Origin of the sequence: Desulfocapsa sulfexigens DSM 10523, from assembly GCF_000341395.1 — a bacterium.
Classification (GTDB): domain Bacteria; phylum Desulfobacterota; class Desulfobulbia; order Desulfobulbales; family Desulfocapsaceae; genus Desulfocapsa; species Desulfocapsa sulfexigens.
The window spans coordinates 414,715-435,090 of sequence record NC_020304.1 but is presented as its reverse complement, the minus strand read 5'-3'; the positions used below and the strand labels follow the sequence as shown (position 1 = coordinate 435,090).

At 46.4% G+C, this 20,376-nt stretch carries 18 protein-coding genes; 9 read left to right on the top strand and 9 right to left on the bottom strand.

Going from position 1 to position 20,376, the window contains the following annotated elements:
• Positions 1 to 1,782: a hypothetical protein gene (locus UWK_RS01870; protein ID WP_015402651.1), complete on the top strand. Its 1,782-nt coding sequence runs from the start codon at positions 1 to 3 to the stop codon at positions 1,780 to 1,782.
• 24 nt (positions 1,783 to 1,806) lie between these two features.
• Complete coding sequence (locus UWK_RS01865; RefSeq protein ID WP_015402650.1) at positions 1,807 to 2,895, top strand: DUF4388 domain-containing protein; 1,089 nt, start codon at positions 1,807 to 1,809, stop codon at positions 2,893 to 2,895.
• An 18-nt stretch (positions 2,896 to 2,913) separates the two neighbouring features.
• Here the strand turns inward: UWK_RS01865 and UWK_RS18060 are convergent, their stop codons facing one another.
• From UWK_RS18060 to UWK_RS01835, 9 genes are all read right to left on the bottom strand, one after another.
• Complete coding sequence (locus tag UWK_RS18060) at positions 2,914 to 3,684, bottom strand: septal ring lytic transglycosylase RlpA family protein (protein ID WP_015402649.1); 771 nt, start codon at positions 3,682 to 3,684, stop codon at positions 2,914 to 2,916.
• Positions 3,685 to 3,877: 193 nt separating this feature from the next.
• A complete protein-coding gene (locus tag UWK_RS01855) occupies positions 3,878 to 4,795 on the bottom strand; it encodes a 4Fe-4S binding protein (protein ID WP_015402648.1) in 918 nt (305 codons plus the stop codon).
• Positions 4,795 to 4,959: a CD1871A family CXXC motif-containing protein gene (locus UWK_RS19540; RefSeq protein ID WP_167320701.1), complete on the bottom strand. Its 165-nt coding sequence runs from the start codon at positions 4,957 to 4,959 to the stop codon at positions 4,795 to 4,797. Before UWK_RS19540 ends, UWK_RS01855 begins: the two co-directional genes overlap by 1 nt.
• Positions 4,959 to 5,468, bottom strand: coding sequence for a TlpA family protein disulfide reductase (locus UWK_RS01850; protein ID WP_015402647.1), 510 nt, complete (start codon positions 5,466 to 5,468; stop codon positions 4,959 to 4,961). Before UWK_RS01850 ends, UWK_RS19540 begins: the two co-directional genes overlap by 1 nt.
• A gap of 202 nt (positions 5,469 to 5,670) precedes the next feature.
• Positions 5,671 to 5,835 (bottom strand): thioredoxin domain-containing protein, encoded by a 165-nt coding sequence (locus UWK_RS20095; protein WP_407637466.1) that lies wholly within the window; start codon positions 5,833 to 5,835, stop codon positions 5,671 to 5,673.
• Positions 5,836 to 6,362: 527 nt separating this feature from the next.
• Positions 6,363 to 6,536, bottom strand: coding sequence for a hypothetical protein (locus UWK_RS19535; RefSeq protein ID WP_167320700.1), 174 nt, complete (start codon positions 6,534 to 6,536; stop codon positions 6,363 to 6,365).
• Positions 6,537 to 6,637: 101 nt separating this feature from the next.
• Entirely contained in the window at positions 6,638 to 6,838 is a 201-nt protein-coding gene (locus tag UWK_RS01845; protein ID WP_015402646.1) for a cold-shock protein, read from the bottom strand.
• Between the two features lie 112 nt (positions 6,839 to 6,950).
• On the bottom strand, positions 6,951 to 8,180 hold the full coding sequence (locus UWK_RS01840) for a DEAD/DEAH box helicase (RefSeq protein WP_015402645.1): 1,230 nt from the start codon (positions 8,178 to 8,180) through the stop codon (positions 6,951 to 6,953).
• 468 nt (positions 8,181 to 8,648) lie between these two features.
• Complete coding sequence (locus tag UWK_RS01835; protein ID WP_015402644.1) at positions 8,649 to 9,344, bottom strand: SRPBCC family protein; 696 nt, start codon at positions 9,342 to 9,344, stop codon at positions 8,649 to 8,651.
• Between the two features lie 278 nt (positions 9,345 to 9,622).
• Here UWK_RS01835 and UWK_RS01830 point away from each other — a divergent pair, with 278 nt between their 5' ends.
• The 7 genes from UWK_RS01830 to UWK_RS01800 all read left to right on the top strand — a co-directional run bounded on the left by UWK_RS01830 (position 9,623) and on the right by UWK_RS01800 (position 20,376).
• On the top strand, positions 9,623 to 11,638 hold the full coding sequence (locus tag UWK_RS01830; protein WP_015402643.1) for a TonB-dependent receptor plug domain-containing protein: 2,016 nt from the start codon (positions 9,623 to 9,625) through the stop codon (positions 11,636 to 11,638).
• 12 nt (positions 11,639 to 11,650) lie between these two features.
• Complete coding sequence (locus UWK_RS01825; RefSeq protein WP_015402642.1) at positions 11,651 to 12,607, top strand: ABC transporter substrate-binding protein; 957 nt, start codon at positions 11,651 to 11,653, stop codon at positions 12,605 to 12,607.
• Between the two features lie 16 nt (positions 12,608 to 12,623).
• Positions 12,624 to 15,068 carry an ATP-binding protein gene (locus UWK_RS18055; RefSeq protein WP_015402641.1) on the top strand — a complete coding sequence of 815 codons (2,445 nt, stop codon included), beginning with the start codon at positions 12,624 to 12,626 and terminating at the stop codon, positions 15,066 to 15,068.
• A gap of 262 nt (positions 15,069 to 15,330) precedes the next feature.
• Positions 15,331 to 15,990: a histidine phosphatase family protein gene (locus tag UWK_RS01815; RefSeq protein WP_015402640.1), complete on the top strand. Its 660-nt coding sequence runs from the start codon at positions 15,331 to 15,333 to the stop codon at positions 15,988 to 15,990.
• A 61-nt stretch (positions 15,991 to 16,051) separates the two neighbouring features.
• Positions 16,052 to 18,037 (top strand): two-component system sensor histidine kinase NtrB, encoded by a 1,986-nt coding sequence (locus tag UWK_RS01810; protein ID WP_015402639.1) that lies wholly within the window; start codon positions 16,052 to 16,054, stop codon positions 18,035 to 18,037.
• Positions 18,038 to 18,091: 54 nt separating this feature from the next.
• Complete coding sequence (locus UWK_RS18050; protein ID WP_015402638.1) at positions 18,092 to 19,666, top strand: sensor domain-containing diguanylate cyclase; 1,575 nt, start codon at positions 18,092 to 18,094, stop codon at positions 19,664 to 19,666.
• A gap of 20 nt (positions 19,667 to 19,686) precedes the next feature.
• Positions 19,687 to 20,376 carry an ABC transporter ATP-binding protein gene (locus tag UWK_RS01800; RefSeq protein WP_041916547.1) on the top strand — a complete coding sequence of 230 codons (690 nt, stop codon included), beginning with the start codon at positions 19,687 to 19,689 and terminating at the stop codon, positions 20,374 to 20,376.

The window sequence follows — 20,376 nt, the reverse complement described above, 5'->3', positions numbered from 1 at the left end:
ATGAGTAAAACAAATACATTAGACACAAACTGGTCGTTTAGGAAGCAGCTGTTTTGGCTTCTTCTCCTTATTGTTGTGGGGGTGCTTGTCGTTCGTGAAGTATTGACAGAGAGACCGGATCAGGTACATATTACCACCAGCGGTCGCGTCGATATGTGTCTCTCCTGCCATAGGGAAGAAAAGCTTGATCCTGCACATGATCCACGGGTGATTGGCTGTGCCTCCTGCCATCTTGGCGATGCTCTGGCTATTGATAAGGAGCAGGCTCATAAGGGCATGGTCATGAATCCTGGTGATCTAAGAGTTGTGGAGAAAACATGCGGGGTTGAGGGCTGTCATCCAACGGATGTCAAAAAGGTGATGAATTCACTTATGGCCACCAATCGCGGCATTATCGGAACCCTCCTCTTCTACTGGGGGGAAAGCGATTCCCAGGATACTGATCTTACCGTGGAACAATTGATAAACAGTGGCGAAACTTCTCTGGCACTCGATTATTTCAGGAAGCTTTGTGCCACCTGTCACCTTTGGAAACAGAAAAATGACCTGCCGGGAGCGCCTGATTTCTTCAATGAAAAGGGCGGCGGCTGTTCTGCCTGTCATTATCTGCTGCCCGAAGGAGAGGAACTGAAGGGAGTAGCTGGTTTTGGTGATGCAACAAAGACTGAAAAAAAGAAAGCACATCCACTTATCATAAAAAAAGTGGCTGAAGAAAATTGTATTCGCTGTCACAATCGATCAGGACGCATTGGAATTTCCTACACAGGGATCTTTGAATCCGAGGGCTATGGAACCCCCTATGAGCATGGTGGAATGAGTTCGAAGCAACTTCCAGGGCAGCGCTTTTATCTGGAAATTGCAGAAGATATTCACCACCAGAAGGAGATGGCCTGCATAGATTGTCATACCCGTAATGAGATCATGGGGGATGGTACCAGTTACGCACATTACGAAGACCAGCTCGAAATTTCCTGTGAAATGTGCCATTCTGACAAGCCCGGAATCACCAGAAAAGGTGATCCTGTGGGAAATATTTTCAAAAAAGAAGAAAAATATCAGATGACCGGCCGGGTCAACGACAAGGTCTATCCTCTGGTCGGACCCAAAAAAGGGGTTTGTGATTTCAGCGGTCACAAGCGGATAACCTGTGAGGCCTGCCATTCAACCTGGGTGCCGCAGTGTTATGGCTGCCATGCCAAGCGGGATGAAACAGAGAAACATCTGGATAAACTGACTCTTGAAGAGACTCCGGGAATGTGGGAAGAGGGGCGATCCTATATTCGTTATGAAAAACCAATGCTTGCAGTCTGGAATGATGAGGTGGTTATTGTGACGCCCGGCTGCCAGGATGTTGTGACTCTTATTGATAAGGATGGCAATGTTGAGGGCGGTTTTAATCGCTTTACCATGGCAGCCATCAATCCTCATACCACACAGGCCAAAGGAAGAAGCTGTGCCGACTGTCACCAGTCAACGAAGACCGTTGGCCTTGGTGAAGGGACTGTCTCCATTGATACAAACGGTATCTGGTCATTTACACCACTCGATCAGGGCGTGGATACTCTTGAAGGACAAACTGTTCCCTTTGATGCCTTTGTGAATATAGAAGGGAAAGCACTGCAGCATGGTTCGAGACCTGAATTACGTCCCTTTAATAAAGAAGAATTGCGGAGTATTCTTTTAGTGGGACAATGCGTAAGCTGCCATGATCGCTATGAGGATCCCATGTGGAGGGTGTACACGAAAGATACAAAGTGTTCCCGATTGGAAAAGAAGCAATAATCTTTTAAATAGCCAGGAGGCACCGTGCAGCAAAAAAAATTCCGTGATGCCATTTTCGTTGTTACTGAAGAGCGATCCTGTCCGCATTATAATGCTGGTGAAGAACTGAAGGTGGAGGAACTCTGCGCCGTCCTGCCGGAAGCAAAACCGGTCTGTATGATTCTTGTTGAAAAACTCATTGAGATAACTGCTAAGAAAGAGAGTTTTCAACAGTTTTCCCAACTGGGTGCGAAAAGGGCCAAATTTTCCTGTGGCGGCTGCCAGGGGATGCTCCAGTTTGAATATAAGAAGGCCAAAGGGTTTTCCACCCTGCAGATGAAGCTTCTTTCCGAGGCGGAGGAGCTGAGACGAAAGAAACATCTCGACAGATTCTACAGTAAGCTGCGTGACTTCCAGCTCTTTGAATCTCTGGACGATGGTGCCCTCTACGATCTTGCTGAACTTCTGGAACTCAAGGCCTACCCTAAAGATAAAATCGTATTGAAGAAAGGAGAACCCGGTGCCCATCTTTTTATCTTACTTTCCGGAAAGGTTGGTGTTATCGGAGATGATGGTTTGCGACTGGCAGAAATGGGAAGGGGAGAAATATTTGGTGAAATGAGTCTCTTGTCCGGTGAACCGGTTTCCTGCTCTATCCATTCCCTCCGTGAAACGGAGGCAGCGCTTTTAAGTATTAAAAATTTCAAACATGTGTTGAAAAAATATCCGGTATTGCAGTTGTTTCTCCTGAAAATGCTCGTGGATCGTGCCCAGGCCATGGCTCTGCGTTCCGGTAATATCACTTCAGGAATGTCTGGAGAACTTGATGAGATAAGTATCGTGGAACTCCTGCAGCTGATGAATACCAGCCAGAAGACGGGGCGCATAGAATTGCTTTTTGATGATGCCAAAGCCACAGTCTTTTTTAATGAAGGCGAACTGATCCAGATCCGATACCGTGGTCTCAAGGATAAGGAAGCTCTTTTCTCACTGCTGGCAAAGAAAGATGGCCACTTTTCCTACACCAAGGGGCTTCCCATGGAATTGGAAAACCAACCACCCTTCGGCGGTTTCATGGGCCTTATTATGGAAGGTGTGCAGTACATTGATGAGCAGGAATACGGCGAGTCCTAAAGAAACCCTGTTTTATGATCACAGGACCCGCATCACCAGACTGCCCACGCCCTGTTCCACAAGCGAGAGTTTCTTGGCAAGACCATAGGAAAGATCCACATCCCTGCCGTCAATGTACGGGCCACGGTCTGTAACCACCGCCCGAACTTTTTCGCCGGTTTCAGTGTTTTTTAACTCCACCCTGGTTCCTAGGGGCATTTCCTTGTGGGCGATTGTGGCGGCGTGCATATCGTAGATATCCCCGTTGGCCATTGGCTTACCGTGAAAATCCTGGCCGTACCAGCTGGCAACAACCGGTTCTTCGCCACTGCTTTCAGGGAGGCGAATTTTGATAGTCTGGCCTATCTGCAATGTTGTCGGGTCACTTATGCCATTGTCTGCCATGATATCCTTGACGTGGACATGGTATTTTTTCACTGCAAGTCCCCAGAGAGTTTCGCCTTCCTGAATGGTATGTTCAACTATTCGCCCCTGTTTTTCCACCTCTTGGAGAGGGGTGCTGGGAGGAGGTTGTGGAATCGGAAATACAATTTTACTGTTGGCTCTGGGAATGGAAATCGGATTAGCTGCAGCGATTTCCTGCCTTTGTTGCTGCTCGGCATATTGTAATGATTTTGCAAAAGAGTTTTCCGACCCTATGATGGAGCCCTCTTTTAAAAACCAGTTTCCGTTTTTTGTCGAACGACCGATTGCATCTGGATTGTTTTTGCGCAGTGTTTCCCAGTTTGTGTTCAGTCGCCGGGTAACCTCTGTTATGGTGTCGCCTTTTTGTACCTGGTATTCAAGCATGATAATCCTCCTGATTCTCCCTTAAGCAATTTCCGAGCCAGATTTTTAATTAGCCGTAACCATGTCTTTTGTCGCGGCCAATAAACATCTATACGATCTCTCTAGTAACTCTTCGTCATATTCTTGACTTTTGTTGAGATCTATTTTTTGCTTTTATAAAAAACAGAAGACTGACATCCTGACAGGGTGCATTTTATCCTTCGATCCGAGTTGCTATTGTTCCAGTTGAGCCTTTTTGGGGTCGGTAAGGTGCCTGGTTACTGAGAGGGATACCCCCAATTTCAAGAGAAATTGCATTAAACTTACAGGCCTTGCTGCAGGCAAGGCAGGAGATACATTCCATATCGTCCGGTGACTCATTGAAATGCACCCCCATGGGACAAACAGGGTGGCAGGCCTCGCAGTTGGTACAACGGTCAGTGTCAAGGCGTAGCTTGACCAGTTTTGTTTTGCTGAACAGGGCGTAAAAAGCACCAAGGGGACAGGCCGTTCGACAGAAAGGTCGACTAGCTACAATTGACCAGGAAACGAAAAAGATAAGGATAACAAGTTTGTTCAGGAAAAGCATGCCCAGGCTCGCTCGAAGATCCGGCTGGAGTATAAGCATTGGCAAGCCGGCTTCCAGAGTACCTGCTGGGCAGACATACTTGCAGAACCAGGTCTGGCCAAACCCAAAGGCATCGACTGCAAAGAGGGGCAGCAGCACAATCATAAAAAGTAACAGGGCGTATTTTATAAAGCGCAACGGTCGCCAGATGCCGAATTTTGGGGAAGGAATTTTATGGAGAAGTTCCTGGAAAAGGCCAAATGGACAGGCCCAGCCGCAAACCATCCGGCCGACAAAGCTGCCAATTGCGCCCATGGCTCCTATTACATAAAAGCCGACATACATCTGGCCATTTTCGAGAGCCAGGCGGATTCCGCCCATGAGTTGTTGCAGTGCGCCAAGGGGACAGTAACTTGTGGCGGCAGGACAGGAATAACAGTTCAGTCCGGGCGAACAGATTACTTTGAGGGGCCCCTGGTATATTCCTTTGGTGACGGGAAAATTCCAGTAGCCGTTCGTGATCAGGAAAAATAGGGCCTGAACCCATTTGCGAACGAATTCCATCAGCCTATTCCTATGCAGGAGAGGCATATTCGGGTTGCCTGCTCAAGAACTCGTGACGGCTCGCCCAGGCTGATCCCCACGGCCCCAAGAACTAGAAAAACAAAGATTGTTATAAATGGAGCTTTGCGGATTTTCACTGGTGGAGATTGGTTTTTCTTTTTCATTATTGATCCATAAATTGCTTCAGCATCTGAATGTATCTGGGAGAATTCCATTGGGCGGGGCCGATGAACTTTCTCACAACGATGCCTTCTTTATTGATAATAAAAGTCTCGGGTACGCCGGTGAGGCCATATTTTACGCCAACCGTATTCGCCTGATCATCGAGGATTGGCATGCTGAGTCCAAGCTTTGCCGCGAAGCTGTCAGCCAGGGCTGGTTCATCTTTATTCAGTATGGCCAGCATCTTAAATCTGTCCTTAGGCAGTTCTTCATGCAGTTCCTGCATTGCGGGCATCTCTTCGCGACAAGGAGCACACCAGGTGGCCCAGAAATTGACAAAGACCACCTGGCCCTTTAATTCGGAAAGCGTCCAGGTTTTTCCCTGCCTGTCGACAAGGCTGAAATCCGGAGCAGGTTTTCCAACCACCGCCACTTCCGGAGGGGCTCCACAGGCCACAAGGAGTAAAAGAGAACAACAAAACAAGAGTGGTAAGAATAGTGATTTCGTCATGTTAATTAATCCGTAAGTCTGCACTTCTCTTTCTGATAAGCTTCTCGGAGTTCAGCGTAAACCAGACCTCCTGTAACGGTTTGTTGTTGATAAAGTCCAGGTAGGTGTCTTTCGGACATTTAAGATTTTGGCGTTAGCTAGATCCTGCGTAACAAGTGCGGTAATTGCAGGATTCTTTATGTCCGGTTTGAGCCGTTCCATATCAAGTCCAACCTGAAAAAGGAATTTCCCTATTTATAAAGGGGACAAATGCTGCACAAGTTTCACACGCTGGATCTATAAACTCGACAATATACACCTTCGCATCATCACTGCCAAGTATATGGGAGTACTTCCGTACAAAAGATGTCGCGTTCTTTCTGACCATAAAGCTTGATTTTCCATCCTGTCGGTCTTTATAGCAGGAAATTACGAATAAAAATCCAAATATCAGGACAAGATTTGCTATGGACGATAGTGCATTTTTATCTCGTGATTCTCCTTGAAGGAGCACATAGTAATACAATGATTGCAGAAAACAAAAGTAAAGAGAGCATTCGATGGCGATAAAACCCGAAAAGATCAGGGTGCCAGTAAAAAAAGGGGGGCTGTTACCTAAAACTGTTCGAAAGGATAAAATGAAAATGGGGAACTGATTGTGGGGCTGGCCTTTCCTTCTGGATCTAAAAGAGCATCAGAAATATCGGTGACAGGGATCTTTTAAAAAGAGATCGCAGGGTACAAATCGCCCTTTGGAGCAGTATTCACGAAGATTTCCACCACAGAAGACCGAGGCTATTTTACGTACTTACCACACAGGGGGGGGAGGGCAGTCTGTCATGAGAACGTTATTGTGACAGTGGAGGAACAAGCCTCAAGCAGAGGCGATGTTGAAGGTGTGGAACAAAAAAACGGTCAGATGCTCTGTGACAAGGAGTTGTCACTACCATCTTCAGACGAAGATAGATCGTCTTTTTGCTCGGTCGTATCCTCCTGTTTCGCAATCTTGCGCTGCTTTTTTTCTTCTTTCTTTTTTTTCTTTGCTAATTCTTTCTGGCGTTTCTCGTATGAATAATTTGTTCTGGCCAAGGTATTTTCCTGTTGGTTTCGTATATTCGGTGTGAAAATATTGTGAGAGCAAAAGGCCTTGCATTTAGCGAGGTCTTTTGCTCTCCTGTCAAAGAAATGTGTTACTGTTTGACAACATTCTCTGCAGCTGGTCCTTTAGGGCCATCGACAATGTCAAAGGTTACTCGTGCACCTTCGTCGAGAGACTTGAAACCGTCGCCCTGAATTGCTGAATGATGAACAAAGACATCCTTTCCACCATTTTCTTCTATAAAACCAAAACCTTTTGAATCATTAAACCATTTAACTGTTCCTTCGGCCATTGTGTACTACTCCTTTGTGCTGGTTCATTTAAGAACCTTTTTGTAATAGAGCCGGATCGTCTAAATACGATCCGGTAACTGTTTTGTTGCTATTGCTATATTAATACTGCTGTTATGCTACGGTCTGGCTCCGGGGGAATTTTCTTGTTCCCGCGGTGAGTGACACTTTTTTACTGATCCCGGCGGATGGTTGGTGTTCTCTTCTATCTCCTGAAAACTGCATCTTTTCTTTAAGGCCCGATTCTTTTTTGTACACCAGCTTTTTCCCTAAAGAACGTTCAAGGGCTCTGGTCATTTTATTATCGTCCGGGGTTGCAAAGGTGTATGCCTCACCGCTACAACTTGCCCGTCCTGTTCGTCCGGTACGGTGGGTATACGTTTCTGCTGTTGAAGGCATGTCAAAGTTGATTACATGAGAAATTCCGGAAACATCGATGCCGCGAGCGGCAATATCGGTGGCTACGAGAACATTGTATGTTCCGCTTTTGAATCCTTCCAGGGCTAACTGTCGTTTCTGTTGCGAAAGGTTGCCTTGAAGAGAAGTTGCTCTGCAACCTGTTTTTTGCAGTTGGTAGGCAAGACTCTTGGCCTTGTGTTTCGTTTTGGTGAAAACAATGGCTGTTGTAATTTCTTTTTGTAGCAGAATCTTTTGAAGCAGGTTTGTCTTGTTTCTCTGTTCAACCTGGTAAAATGAGTGAGAGATCGATGCCGTCGGTTTGGTATGGTCGATCTGCACGGTGGCAGGATTGGTGAGAATGTCTTCTGCCAGGGAACGAATCTCTTTGGGCATGGTGGCGGAGAAGACAAGGGTCTGTCGCTGCCGTGGAACCTTACTCAAAATCCGTCGAATGTCTGGTAAAAAGCCATGGTCGAACATGTGGTCTGCTTCATCCAGGATCAGCATCTCGACGGTGGAGAGATTGATGATCTTTGTGTTTACCAGGTCAAGGAGACGACCCGGGCAGGCTACAATAATCTCTGCACCTTTCCGGATAGCATTGATTTGGGACTGCTTGCTGACTCCACCATAAACTACCATGCTGCGCAGGTGGGTATGTTCTGCCATCTTGATGATATAGCTATGGGTCTGTTCTGCAAGTTCCCGGGTAGGGGCAATAATCAGAGCTCTAACCTTTCCCTTTGGGCCAGTATGCAGGCGCTGCAGGAGGGGGAGAACAAAAGCTGCGGTTTTGCCTGTGCCGGTCTGGGCAAGGCCAAGAAGATCACGTCCGGCTAAGACCGGAGGGATAGATTGTGCCTGAATGGGGGTAGGTGATGCATAGCCACTAGTATCAAGGGCTTTCTGGATCTGGGGGTGAAACTGGAATACTGTGAAACTCATTAAAACTCCTTCTGGGGGATAGATAAGTACTGGGGGTATGAAATCATTTTTCCCACCCGTACTCTATAATGCAGCTTGTTGCTGCTGGTATGTTGACAATCAGTGAGGATTGATTTCTGCTCTATCGGTAAATTTTTGAGAGAATACTGTGTTGAGGCATTTGCCAAAAGATTCCTGCTGGAAAAGAATTTCTTGATTCCAATTCAGTAGTAATGCAGGAGCGGCTGTTGGTATGCAGTTTTATGCTGTTTCTCTCGGGTGATTAGCAAATAATTTCTACGATAGCGAATGATGTACGAAGAGAACAACTTAGGCGGGAATACGTGAAAGAACATGCTTCTACTTAAAGTAGAACTCGAACGTCTTTGCCTATAATGCTCTATAACGTATTTTTCTGCAAGAAAAAAATAACCAGAGGGAAGATTTTCCCGAAAAGCTACTGGTAATTCCAGGAAAAGAGAGGGGCTTTTATGACTGGGTGGACAGTCTGGTTGAAAAGACCACCTCACCTTTCTCTAAATTCTTATATCTCAGAGTGTCAAGGCTTGGGTTTTCGTTAATATAGCTTTGCAGGGCCTGGATGAACCGTACCGGCCATTTCTTTTGGATAATTGTCTTGACGAAATCCGGAATCCAGCCGCCCATATCGCCGGAAAAGGTGAATTCTACCCGGCTGCGCTGTGCATCCAATGGAAAGATTGCAAATTCAAGAATATCGACGTTAGCCAGGGTGTGATCATCAGCAGCCAGGGCCTTATTTGTAGAGTTCACTCCTGAAAAGAGGATCTGATCCTTTTCGTATGTCACTGTACCCATGAGCAGGAATTCCCGATCTTCAAAAGGCCAGGGTGTGGTGTAGTATTCGCTGTACTCGAAACGGTTTGCTGAAAATTGATTGTGAATGGTCGTTGATTTGAGTTTTGGTGCCCACTGCTGTTTTTTTTCGGTATCGACGAGGGTCTTAACTATCTGTTGATAGGGGATGTCAAGCTCCGCTGTGGCTTTAAAGGGGAGAAGCCCTTCCTTGTTTTCCTGGGCACGATAGAGATTCACCCCTTCAAAGGTGTCGATGAAATGCCACCTGGCGTCAACTGCATAGGCGGATGGCAGGTAACTCATTACGGTGCAGCAAAGACTTACACAGAAGACAGACAATGATTTCATGGTTTCACTTCCAATCGATAAGGTTCTTTGTTGATGCAACTTTTCAATGGTAGCACGAGAGAGGGGAAAAGCAATATTTCTCTGTAAGAGTCAGGAGAATGATCTGCCTCTCTTGAATGTCGGAGGGGTCCTGTGATAGACTTATAAGTGAGGATGCTTAAGAGTTGTACCTGGAAAAATGGACGCAATAACCGTGCTCCTCCATGTACCATAACGTATGAACTGGAAATGTTGTACCAGATAGATATTAATCCGGCTATTTGCAGAAGGGAATTGTTATGAAATCGTACTGTAAAGTCGCAGGTATGCTTTTTGCTTTGTCTACTCTGGCCTGGCCTGTCTCAGGAATGGCTCAGTCAGATGATCTGGGATTGGGTGAAGTGGCAAGCGAAGAAATACTCTTTCAGGACATTGCCTCAGTCTACTCAGCTTCTAAATACGACCAGAAAGTTACCGAAGCACCAGCCAGAATCAGTATCGTTACTGCCAGGGAAATCCAGCGATATGGGTATAGGACACTTGCCGATATCCTCAACAGTTTACCCGGATTTTATCTGAATTATGATCGTAACTACGGGTATTCCGGTTCACGTGGTTTCAGTATTGGAGGAGATTATAACAGCAAGTTTCTACAACTGGTCGATGGTCACCGGATGAATGACAACATCTACGACAGTGGCTACATTGATGGTGGCTTTATCCTGGATGTTGATCTTATCGATCGAGTTGAGGTGGTGCGCGGGCCAGGCTCATCCCTGTACGGTAACAGTGCTTTTTTTGGAGTGGTCAATGTGATAACCAAAAAAGGCCGGGATTTTCAAGGGGGTGAAGTTTCAGGAGCAGCCGGCAGTTTCGATCGTTACCAGGGACGCCTGAGTTACGGAAAACGTTTTGCTAACGGCTTCGAGCTACTTATCTCAGGTACTTACCACGACAGCAACGGGGATGATCTTTACTTTGAGGCATTTGATGATCCAGCCAGTAACCATGGCATTGCAGCCGGAGCTGATGATGAAAACTTCCAGAACCTTTTTGGCAAACTTTCTTTTGGTGATTTTACTCTGGAAGGCGCATATGTGAATCGGGAGAAAGGCGTTCCAACAGCACCCTATGATACGGTATTCAATGATTCCGGTACCCGCACCTGGGATAAACACTCATATCTTGATCTTAAATACGAACATTTAACAGAGAGTTCAATCGAATTGACTGGTCGTCTCTACTATGACCAGTATCAATATGATGGCGACTGGATCGTTGACTACTCCGAAGAAGGTGATCTCTCAGATCTCCAGAAATTTTCTGACTGGGCCATGGGCAGATGGTGGGGAGCTGAAGCTTCAGCAACTCTTTCCCTGCTTGAAGGGCAAAAACTGACCTTTGGAGCAGAACTTCGTGACAGTCTGCGTCAGGAGCAGGAAGAATGGGATGCCTATGAGCTGTATCTTGATTCCAAATCAAACGATTTTACCTGGGCGTTTTTTCTGCAGGATGAAATCAGGATTCTGAATAATCTGTTTCTTAATCTGGGAGTCCGCTACGACTATTTCGATACAGTTGGTTCCACTACAAATCCCAGGATTGCCCTCATCTATACGCCTCTTTCCCGAACTAATCTGAAACTGCTCTATGGTACCGCTTTTAGAGCACCCAATGCATATGAACTCTATTACCACGACGGAGATATCACACAGAAGCTTGCTGATAATCTCGTTCCTGAGACCATTGAAACCTTTGAGGTCATAGTAGAGCAAAAAATTACTGAGAATACACGGGCAGTATTTTCAGCCTACCATAACAAGATTAAAGACCTGCTTGTCCTGACCACAGACCCTGCCGATGAACTGCTTGTTTTTAAAAATCTAGGGAAGGCAGAAGCCATGGGAGGAGAGGTTCAGATTGAGGGGCGTTGGGATAACGGGTGGGCTGGATCAGTCAGTTATTCCTACCAGAACGCCAAAAACAAATCGACTGGTGAAAGGATGGTTAATTCACCGCTCAATATGGCTAAGGCTAATGTCATGATTCCTCTTTTAGAAAACAAACTGATGGCAGGCCTGGAAGTGCAATATGAAAGTGGGCGTAAGACATTAAATGAGAATATGACCGATGATTTTTTCCTGACAAATCTTACTTTTCTCAGCAAGAATGTGATTAAAGGTGTGACCTTGTCAGCAAGCATATACAACCTTTTCGATCGAAAATATGCCTATCCCGCTTCGGAAGAACATTATCAGGACGCCATTGATCAGGATGGTCGTACATTTAGAGTTAAACTCGATTATTCATTTTAATCAGGTGATCCAATGCGTTCAGCAATGCCTAAATGGTCATCATCACTGTACCTCATCCTGATTGGAGTGATATTTTGTGTTGTTCTTGCTTGGCGGGGCCTTTTGGCCATGGAAAGATCGCCCATAGTCTCATTGAGCAGTCATAACTCTGAATACTGCATTCTGGTGATCGAAGGATTCAGGAAACAGGTGCTTGAGAAGTTTCCGGATGCAAGATTTGAGCATTACTTTTTACAAAGAACAGAGGAAGAGAACAGAAAAATTATAAAGGAAATCAATGAGCAAAAGCCGGCTCTTCTGTTAACCATTGGTTCAAACGCAACCCAAGTTGGCTTGAACTCAATTCCCGATGTACCACTGGTTGCAGCCATGGTGTTGAACGAGCAGGTTTTTGTTCACTCTCCCAGGGCAACAGGTGTTCTGTTATGTTATCCTCCAGAGGTCCGGCTTCAGTGGGTCCGACGTTTCTTCCCCGCCATTGACCGTATAGCCATACTGTACAATCCTGAGGAAAACAGCCAGTTAGTTGCCGTCATGAAAAAAAGTGCAGAACAGTTTGGCATCGAGATTGATGCAATCCCGGTGGCAACGATTACAGATCTTCCCCCTGCACTCAAATCCCTTGGTCGAAAAGCAAGTATGTTGCTTGGGATCCCGGACAATACGGTTTATTCAAATAAAACGGCCAAGGCTGTGCTGCTCTCATCCTTCCGTAACCATATTGCTTTCGTCGGCCTTTCTTCATCCTGGGTGAAAGCAGGGGCACTTTTTGCTCTCACATGGGATTATATGGATTTGGGCAGGCAATGTGGTGTGATTGCAGAAAAAATTTTCTCTGGAACGAAGGTGAGTGATATCGCACCAGTCACCCCCGAGAAGGTAATGTATGAGCTGAATTTGAAAACTGCAGACCATCTTCGCCTGACACTTGATCCTCTTCTGATTCAAGAGGCCGCGGAGGTTTACTAGTGAGGAAAAGCAAAATATGAGCCACAGAAAAGGATCAAGTCTAGCTGGTAAATTCAACCTCTTGTCAATATTCCTGGTTCTGACTACAGGTCTATGCATAACAGCTGTTGAAGTATATCAGAAACACCTTGACGGACTTGAAGCTCTGCTGACTCAAGGGACAGAAAAAAGTAAGCTGATAGCTAGGTTCAGCGAATATGCGGTTTTTGCCGAAGACCGGGAGAGCCTTCAGCATGCAACAGTGATAACAGATGAAGAAACCGTTTACCTGTCTCTGCTTCGTGCCGATAAAACGGTACTTATTGAAAAATACCATGTTACTGGTTTCAAGCCAGCCCCCCTCCCTGACTTCCCTGCAGGACCGAAGGAAGACAACTCTTCTTTTGAAGATGTTGTAACTGTTTTCGAACAGGAGGAAGATATTCAGTTTATTTGTCCGATTGTCAATCAGGGATCAACCAGTGACTCATTGGAGCTTGATGATGGTACTCTGGAGAGTGGTTTGCCGGAAGTGATCGGCTACGTCCGTCTAATTCTCTCAAAACAGCCCATGCGTCAGCAGATTAATGACGCCATACGGGCAATTTTTACCCTTACCTTCAGTATTCTTACCCTGGCCATACTTGCAACCCTGTTCCTGACCAGAAAAATCACGAACCCTATTAAAACACTGACGAAGGCGACCCAGAAAATCGCTACAGGTGATCTGACTGGTCGTATTGAAATAGAAGGTGGACTTGAACTCTCTGTTTTGGCTGAGAATTTCAACATGATGACAGACAGGCTGCGCACTTCGCAAAAAGAAGTTAAACAATACCAGCAGACCCTTGAGCAAAAAGTTGCAGACCGGACCGTTCAACTGCTCGCAGCAAAGGACGCTGCTGAGGCAGCCAATCGTGCCAAAAGTGAATTTCTTGCCAACATGAGTCACGAGATCAGAACGCCAATGAACGGGGTTCTCGGGGTGGCTGATTTGCTCCTTCATGCAGACCTGCCAGAGAAACACAGACAGCTTGTTCAAACCATTCACGCTTCCGGAAAAGACCTTCTGTATGTAATCAACGAGCTTCTTGATTTTTCAAAGATCGAGGCGGGGAGGTTTGAACTTGATAGAATCAATTTTGATCTCAGGGAGATGATCGAATCCGTTTATGATTTGTTTTCCCAGGCAGCCAATGAAAAAAAATTATCCCTGACCACTAGTGTTGAAGAAGGTGTTCCCAGAATCGTCTATGGCGATCCGGCACGATTACGTCAGATTCTTATTAACCTCATTGGTAATGCAATTAAATTTACCAATCACGGCAGTGTGAATGTTAATGCCTTACTTGTAGAACTGCGGGATGGGGCATGCCTGTTGCGTTTTGAGGTGCGTGATACCGGAATCGGGATTGCTAGAGAACAGATAAAAACTGTCTTTGACACCTTTTCCCAGGCAGATAGCAGTACAACACGAAAATATGGGGGGACTGGTCTGGGGCTGACAATTTCACGGCAACTGGTGGAAATGATGGAGGGAACAATTGATGTGGAAAGTGAACCCGGGAAAGGTTCGGTTTTCTGGTTTTCCATTCTTTTGCAGATCCCTCAAGATCAGGACACTGCTCTGTCAGAATACCAGGAGGAGGAACAGGTGCTGGAGAACCGGATATATGACTACCAGGTACTCCTTGCCGAGGATAACCGGACCAATCAGATTGTTGCCGAGGCGATGCTGAAATTTTTTGGCTGCAGGGTAGATCTGGTCGTAAATGGCAGAGAGGCAGTTGAAGCAGTTAAACGGAAGAAATATGATCTGATTTTCATGGACTGCCAGATGCCCGAGCTTGATGGCTATATGGCAACTGATGAAATACGAAGGTTCGAAAAACAGAACGGAAGCTCTCGTACTCCTATAATAGCCCTGACAGCCCACGCGTTGAGTGGTGACCGTGAACGCTGTCTTGCAGCCGGAATGGATGACTATTTGAGCAAACCTCTATGTCAGAAGGACCTTCACTCTGTCCTCAGTAGATGGGCATCTGGATGGGAGCAGGAGACGAGTGGAACCGTCAGGGAGAATGATGAGGGGGATGATCTGCCATCTGAAAAAATGCGCTTTGATGTTCAAATGTTGCAGAGTTACCTCCAAATACAACAACAGGGCGGACCTGACATTATCAGGGGTATTATTGAAAGCTATTTTGAGAGAGCTCCAATCTTAATGCAGTCCCTGGCTGATGCAATCAGCAATCAGGATGTCGAAGCCTTACACCAGGCGGCCCATACTATGAAATCAATGAACGGCGCAGTGGGGGCCGTCATGATGTCCGAAATTTGCAATACTCTGGAGACGCAGGGAAGAGAAGGAAACCTTGGTGGCTGTGAACAGCTGTTTAAGAATCTGAAAAAAGAAGCCTCCTACATCATGGATCAGCTGCAGAATATTTTGAAAAAAGGTTTGAATGGCACAAGCGGTTAAAATCCGAATATGAAATCAGCTCTACCAAATAGACTGAAGTCAGTATGGTTACGTGACCATTTGTGGCTAAACATCAAACAGCAGTTTACTGATCCGTAAATTGATTTTTTTGTAGATTCTCTCCACACCTTGCCCTCACTTTTGTGATTCTTTTCCGAAGAAAATTCCGCTGAACAACACGATTTGACTGGAAAGTTATGGGTAATAGCTTATGATTAGCTGTCGTTTTACATTGAGTTTTTTTTACACATGAGGACTGCCCATGCAAAAACATATGTATAACTGTCAACTGCAATGCTTCCTTGCCGGAGTGTTTTTACTGATCGTTCCTTTCCAGGTGGTGAGCGCCGCAGATTTTCCCGTCTTTGAACGAAAGGCGGCAACGGTGGAGACGATAAGGCAATTGCAGGAGGGAGGATATGTTCTGTATATGCGTCATGGTCCCACTGATACATCACGTCCGGACCTGGTGCCAGGAGTTGATCTGAATGACTGTTCAACCCAGCGACCGCTATCCGATGAGGGGCTGAAAATTTCTATGCAGGTGGGTGAGGCGATCCGTCGGGCTGGTATTCCGGTTGGCGAGATCCAGAGCAGTCCCATGTGCAGGACTAAGGAAACTGCCATGGCAGCGTTCGGGACAGAGTTTATTACAAATGAATATCTGATGTATACCTCTAATCTGACAAGCAGAGAAAAAGTACCCAGAATAGCCAATACGAAGCGCTTGCTCTCAGCTCCGGTGCCTGAAGGGACAAATCTGGTTCTTGTTGCCCATGCACCGAATCTGATGGATGTAATGGGGTATTTCCCGACACCGGAAGGAATTGTTGTGGTTTTCAGGCCGCTTGGGGGACAGGGCTTTGAATATGTCGCCAGCATAGAACCGCAACAGTGGCAGGAACTCCTGAAAAATTTATGATCTGTTCCTGATGAGTACTTCTTCTTCGCATTCCAGTAGCATTAAGGGCCAGAAACCGAATATGAGAAAACAGGGACGGACCTTCTTCTGGCTCTTTCTTGTGCCTGTGTTTCTGGTTGCCATATTTTCCGCATCTCTGGCTTTCTGGACACTGCATACCCTCGACAAAGAGAACCGGGAGCGTTTCAGAGCAGCACAACAGGATCTTCTCTTTCTTTCGGATATTACCAGGCTGGACCAGCAGATGGTTGCAATCCATCAGATGGTTGCAGGAAGCCTGGCCAATGCAGAAAAGGGTGTCATGGATGAGGCTGATTTGTACCGTATCCACTCAGCCGTCGTTGATGATCTGGCGAATCTTGGTGAAGAATTGAAGGTTCTGGTCGAGGGACTGAGCACGGTGCTGCCAACTTCTGCGAATGTCCAGAGCATGCTTTCAAGCTACCAGAAGTATCAAGCCTTTATTATCATGGCTACAGATATTGTAGCCATTGATCCGCAACGGGCAGGGCAACATATTAAAAATGCCCAGAATCTGTTTATGGAAATGCTCAGCCAGCGGCAAAGTATTTCTGTGAGCCTGACCAGCCATGCCACTACTCAGAACAGGGTGAGCAGGGAGTCCTACCATGATGTTGTGAGTCGCTTGATGCTGTGGACAGCTCTGTTTTTAATGGTAATGCTGCTGTTATCCATTCTCCTGGCAAAAACATTGACTCGTTGGCTGGGAAAAGTAGCCAGTTCCTTAAATATTCTGGCTCAAACAAGGGGGACACCCTTGCCATTGCCCGAGATGGTTCGAATGGAGGAAAAGGGAATTGGCGAATTTAAAGATCTGGCAACGGCCACACTCGCTTTTCACCAAACAATTCAGAAACGTTATGAGGTGGAAAGGGAACTGAGGAATCATCAAAATGACCTTGAGGGGTTGATTTCCAGGCGGACCGTGGAGCTGCAAAGGTATATCACAGCCATTGATAATCTCGGTATTGGCCTGTGTGTGATCGATTCAGATCATCGTGTCCACAGTCGGAATAAAACGATGATTGAATGGTTTGGAAGTCGGCCCGGCCAGCCCTGCCATAGTGTCATTATGGAACAGGGGGATCCCTGCTCCTTCTGCAAGCTGGAAGAGGTGATTGAACAGAAGAAAATGATGAACTATGAGGTTAAACGGAGTGACGGAAGCATCTTTGAAGTTGTGGCAACACCGATAGATAATCATGACGGTACAATATCCTGTATGGAGATAATTCGTGATATCACGAAAGAAAAAGAACTTCAGGAACAACGAATAGAGACAAGCCGTCAGGTAGAGGAACTTAAAAAACTTGCCAGTCTGAAAACAATGGCAGGAGCTATTGCCCATCGCTTTAACAATACCATGACGGCAGTGCTCGGTAATCTGAATATGATGCTTTATACGCTGCCTGAGGGATCAGATCAGCAGGAAATGGCCTCGAGTGCAGTTCAGGCCGCAAAAGATGCTTCACAGATTGGCTCGATGATGCTGAACTATGTGGGACAGCATTCCTCCAGGCTTGAACAGCAATCACTTCCAGATATTGTCAAGGGCATTGTTTCGCTGCTGAAAGTTGACCTGCCCTCTTCAGTTACACTCAACTTTATTGCCGCGGATCAGCCACTTTCCTGTTTTCTGGATCCACAGCAGATGAAGGATGTCATTAAGAATATAGTTGACAATGCAGTCGAGTCTCTTGATGACAAAGCAGGAGAGATCGAGGTATCCTTTGGAAGCAAATTTTTTACAGCAAGTGCCTTTCCGGTGATCTTCCAGGGAGCAGGCATAAAAGCCGGGCAGTACGTATTTTGCCAGATAAGGGATAGTGGCCATGGTATCAGTCCGGAGAATCTGTCCCGGATTTTTGAACCTTTTTATTCCACCAGATTTGTAGGAAGAGGACTTGGGCTTACCTTGATTGTAGGGATCCTGCAGGCCCACCATGGTGCCATACTGGTCGAGAGTACTGTTGGCAGGGGAACAACCGTCCGAGTGCTGTTGCCCGTACTTTCCCAGGAACAGTAACGGGGTGCTTCTTTACCGCTAGAACTGAGAAATTGGATGAGAGCGTCTATCTTTATGGCAGAAATCAAAAACAAATTTTTGTATCATGTGCTTCTCGTAACCATTTTTACGTCTCTAGTACTCAGTTTCCTCTATTTTCAAAAAAAAGAACGGGAATCTAACTATCTGGAAAACGCGACGATCCAGCAGGAGTATCAGCTGAAGGCTCTTATCTATTCTCTGAATAGCCTGGCAGATGCCCTCTTTAGCAATATTATCAATAAGGAGGACATACTTTCCACCATGGCAACAGCCAGCAAGGGTTCTGCCATGGAACAGCAACGCAAGCGGGAAGCCCTCTATTACAAGCTGCTGCCACTGTACCGAAATCTACAGGGACAGGGTGGTAAAAGTATCCTGCACTTCCATCTGCCTGGCAGCATCAGTTTTCTTCGCTTTCATAAACCAGCTCTCTTCGGCGATTCATTGGAAGGTGTACGGTACTCTATTGGCCTGGTGAATGAAACCGGCAAGGCCATAAACGGCTTTGAGGAAGGGGTTGTTATTTATGGATTTCGCAATGTCTATCCCCTGTATTATCGCGGTGAATTTGTCGGAAGTGTGGAAATCTCTTTTCCGTTTCTGGCCATTAGAAACCTTGCCACCCGCATATTTCCAGCCATCTATTCCTTTATGATACGGTCAGATATTATTGATAAAACGATTTTGGACAGTGCCCGCTCGTATTATGAACAGTGCAGGGTTTCTTCATATCATGTGAAGCTGAAAGAGGTGGTGAGTCGGACCAGGGAGGCCCTGCCCGCCCTGAATATTGTTTCCTTTGCCACCTTGAAAAAAATAAACAGCCAGCTTCGTGAGAAAATTGACTCAAGGCTTCAGGATGGTGAGGCCTTCTCCGTTGTCGCCTCTGTTCCTAAGGAAAAGAAGACTCTGATAGCCACTTTTCTACCCGTGGAAAATATAAAAGGGGATACTGCTGCCTATTTTGTCAGTTACCGGGCCGACCAGACCTTAAGTGACTCCCAACAGCGGCTTTCAAAGGTAATGTTTGGAGTCCTTGTAGTTGCGGCCTGTTTTATGGTTGGTGGGTATGTCTATTTTCGACAGGAGAAAACAAAGGCTCGTTATGAAGATATGGCCATGACCGACCGCCTGACCGGATTGGCGAATCGTCAGCACTTTGATCTTATTTTTAACCAGATCACCAGGGAGGCAAGAAGAAGAAAAGAGCCATTTTCTCTGGTATTGCTTGATGTCGACAATTTTAAAGAGGTGAATGATACCCATGGCCATGATGCTGGCGACGAGGTTCTAAAGTCGCTTGCAGAACTCCTGCAGCGTAACACCAGAGAACAGGATTTTGTGGCCAGGTGGGGTGGAGAGGAGTTTACCATACTCCTGCCCGATACCTCCGTGGAACAGGCCCTCCACCTCTGTGAAAAAATACGCTGTGTCCTTCAGGATGCTGTGATTGTTACAGCGGCTGCAAGGCTGAAGGTAACAAGCAGTTTCGGGATCGCTCAGTTTGCCGGGGGGCTTGGGAAGAGCGAACTGCTAAAACGGGCCGACAGGGCACTCTATCAGGCAAAAAGATCGGGCAAAAACCGAGTTGTTGTAGGAAGTATATGAATTGGAATGGGAAAAATACTATGTCCAGTAAAGGGCTCGAAGCTTTTCATCTGTGTAAGTCCTACATTGTTGGCTCCAGGAAAATTCTTGTCCTTGATGATGTCAGCCTTACCGTTCAAATCGGCGGTTTTGTCGTTGTTGAAGGAAAAAGCGGCAGCGGGAAATCAACGCTGTTGAGTCTTCTTTCAGGACTGGACAGACCGGATTCGGGGACAATAGGTCTTTCGGGAACCGACATTACCAATTTAAGTGAGGATGCACTTGCTCCCTTTCGGAACCGGACAATCGGTTATGTCTTCCAGTCTTTCCACCTTGTTCCTTCCCTCACTGCCATAGAGAATATTGCCTTCCCCGCCGAATTAAACCGGGATCCGCAGGCTGTTCAGAAGGCAGAAGAGTTACTGCATAGGGTGGGACTGAGCCAGAGAAAGAATAATTTCCCCCACCAGCTTTCCGGAGGAGAAAAGCAGCGGATTGCTATCTGCCGGGCTTTGATCAACAAGCCGCAGATCGTCTTTGCCGACGAACCCACCGGGAATCTGGATTCGGCAAATGGCAAAAACATTATGGAACTCCTGCTCGAACTGCGCCGGGAGTTCAAAACGACACTGGTGCTGGCTACCCACAGTAGCGAGATAAGCCGCCAGGCGGATCATGTCTTTCGGCTGCTAGATGGCAGGATGATCCACTCTCAAGAGGATGAAGACTGA

Excerpts from the sequence above, each read along its gene's own strand:
- UWK_RS01870 (WP_015402651.1), top strand. The coding sequence starts at position 1 with ATGAGTAAAACAAATACATTAGACACAAACTGGTCGTTTAGGAAGCAG.
- UWK_RS18060 (WP_015402649.1), bottom strand. The coding sequence starts at position 3,684 with ATGCTTGAATACCAGGTACAAAAAGGCGACACCATAACAGAGGTTACC.
- UWK_RS01855 (WP_015402648.1), bottom strand. The coding sequence starts at position 4,795 with ATGGAATTCGTTCGCAAATGGGTTCAGGCCCTATTTTTCCTGATCACG.
- UWK_RS19540 (WP_167320701.1), bottom strand. The coding sequence starts at position 4,959 with ATGAAAAAGAAAAACCAATCTCCACCAGTGAAAATCCGCAAAGCTCCA.
- UWK_RS01850 (WP_015402647.1), bottom strand. The coding sequence starts at position 5,468 with ATGACGAAATCACTATTCTTACCACTCTTGTTTTGTTGTTCTCTTTTA.
- UWK_RS20095 (WP_407637466.1), bottom strand. The coding sequence starts at position 5,835 with ATGGTCAGAAAGAACGCGACATCTTTTGTACGGAAGTACTCCCATATA.
- UWK_RS01845 (WP_015402646.1), bottom strand. The coding sequence starts at position 6,838 with ATGGCCGAAGGAACAGTTAAATGGTTTAATGATTCAAAAGGTTTTGGT.
- UWK_RS01840 (WP_015402645.1), bottom strand. The coding sequence starts at position 8,180 with ATGAGTTTCACAGTATTCCAGTTTCACCCCCAGATCCAGAAAGCCCTT.
- UWK_RS01835 (WP_015402644.1), bottom strand. The coding sequence starts at position 9,344 with ATGAAATCATTGTCTGTCTTCTGTGTAAGTCTTTGCTGCACCGTAATG.
- UWK_RS01830 (WP_015402643.1), top strand. The coding sequence starts at position 9,623 with ATGAAATCGTACTGTAAAGTCGCAGGTATGCTTTTTGCTTTGTCTACT.
- UWK_RS01825 (WP_015402642.1), top strand. The coding sequence starts at position 11,651 with ATGCGTTCAGCAATGCCTAAATGGTCATCATCACTGTACCTCATCCTG.
- UWK_RS18055 (WP_015402641.1), top strand. The coding sequence starts at position 12,624 with ATGAGCCACAGAAAAGGATCAAGTCTAGCTGGTAAATTCAACCTCTTG.
- UWK_RS01815 (WP_015402640.1), top strand. The coding sequence starts at position 15,331 with ATGCAAAAACATATGTATAACTGTCAACTGCAATGCTTCCTTGCCGGA.
- UWK_RS01810 (WP_015402639.1), top strand. The coding sequence starts at position 16,052 with ATGAGAAAACAGGGACGGACCTTCTTCTGGCTCTTTCTTGTGCCTGTG.
- UWK_RS18050 (WP_015402638.1), top strand. The coding sequence starts at position 18,092 with ATGGCAGAAATCAAAAACAAATTTTTGTATCATGTGCTTCTCGTAACC.
- UWK_RS01800 (WP_041916547.1), top strand. The coding sequence starts at position 19,687 with ATGTCCAGTAAAGGGCTCGAAGCTTTTCATCTGTGTAAGTCCTACATT.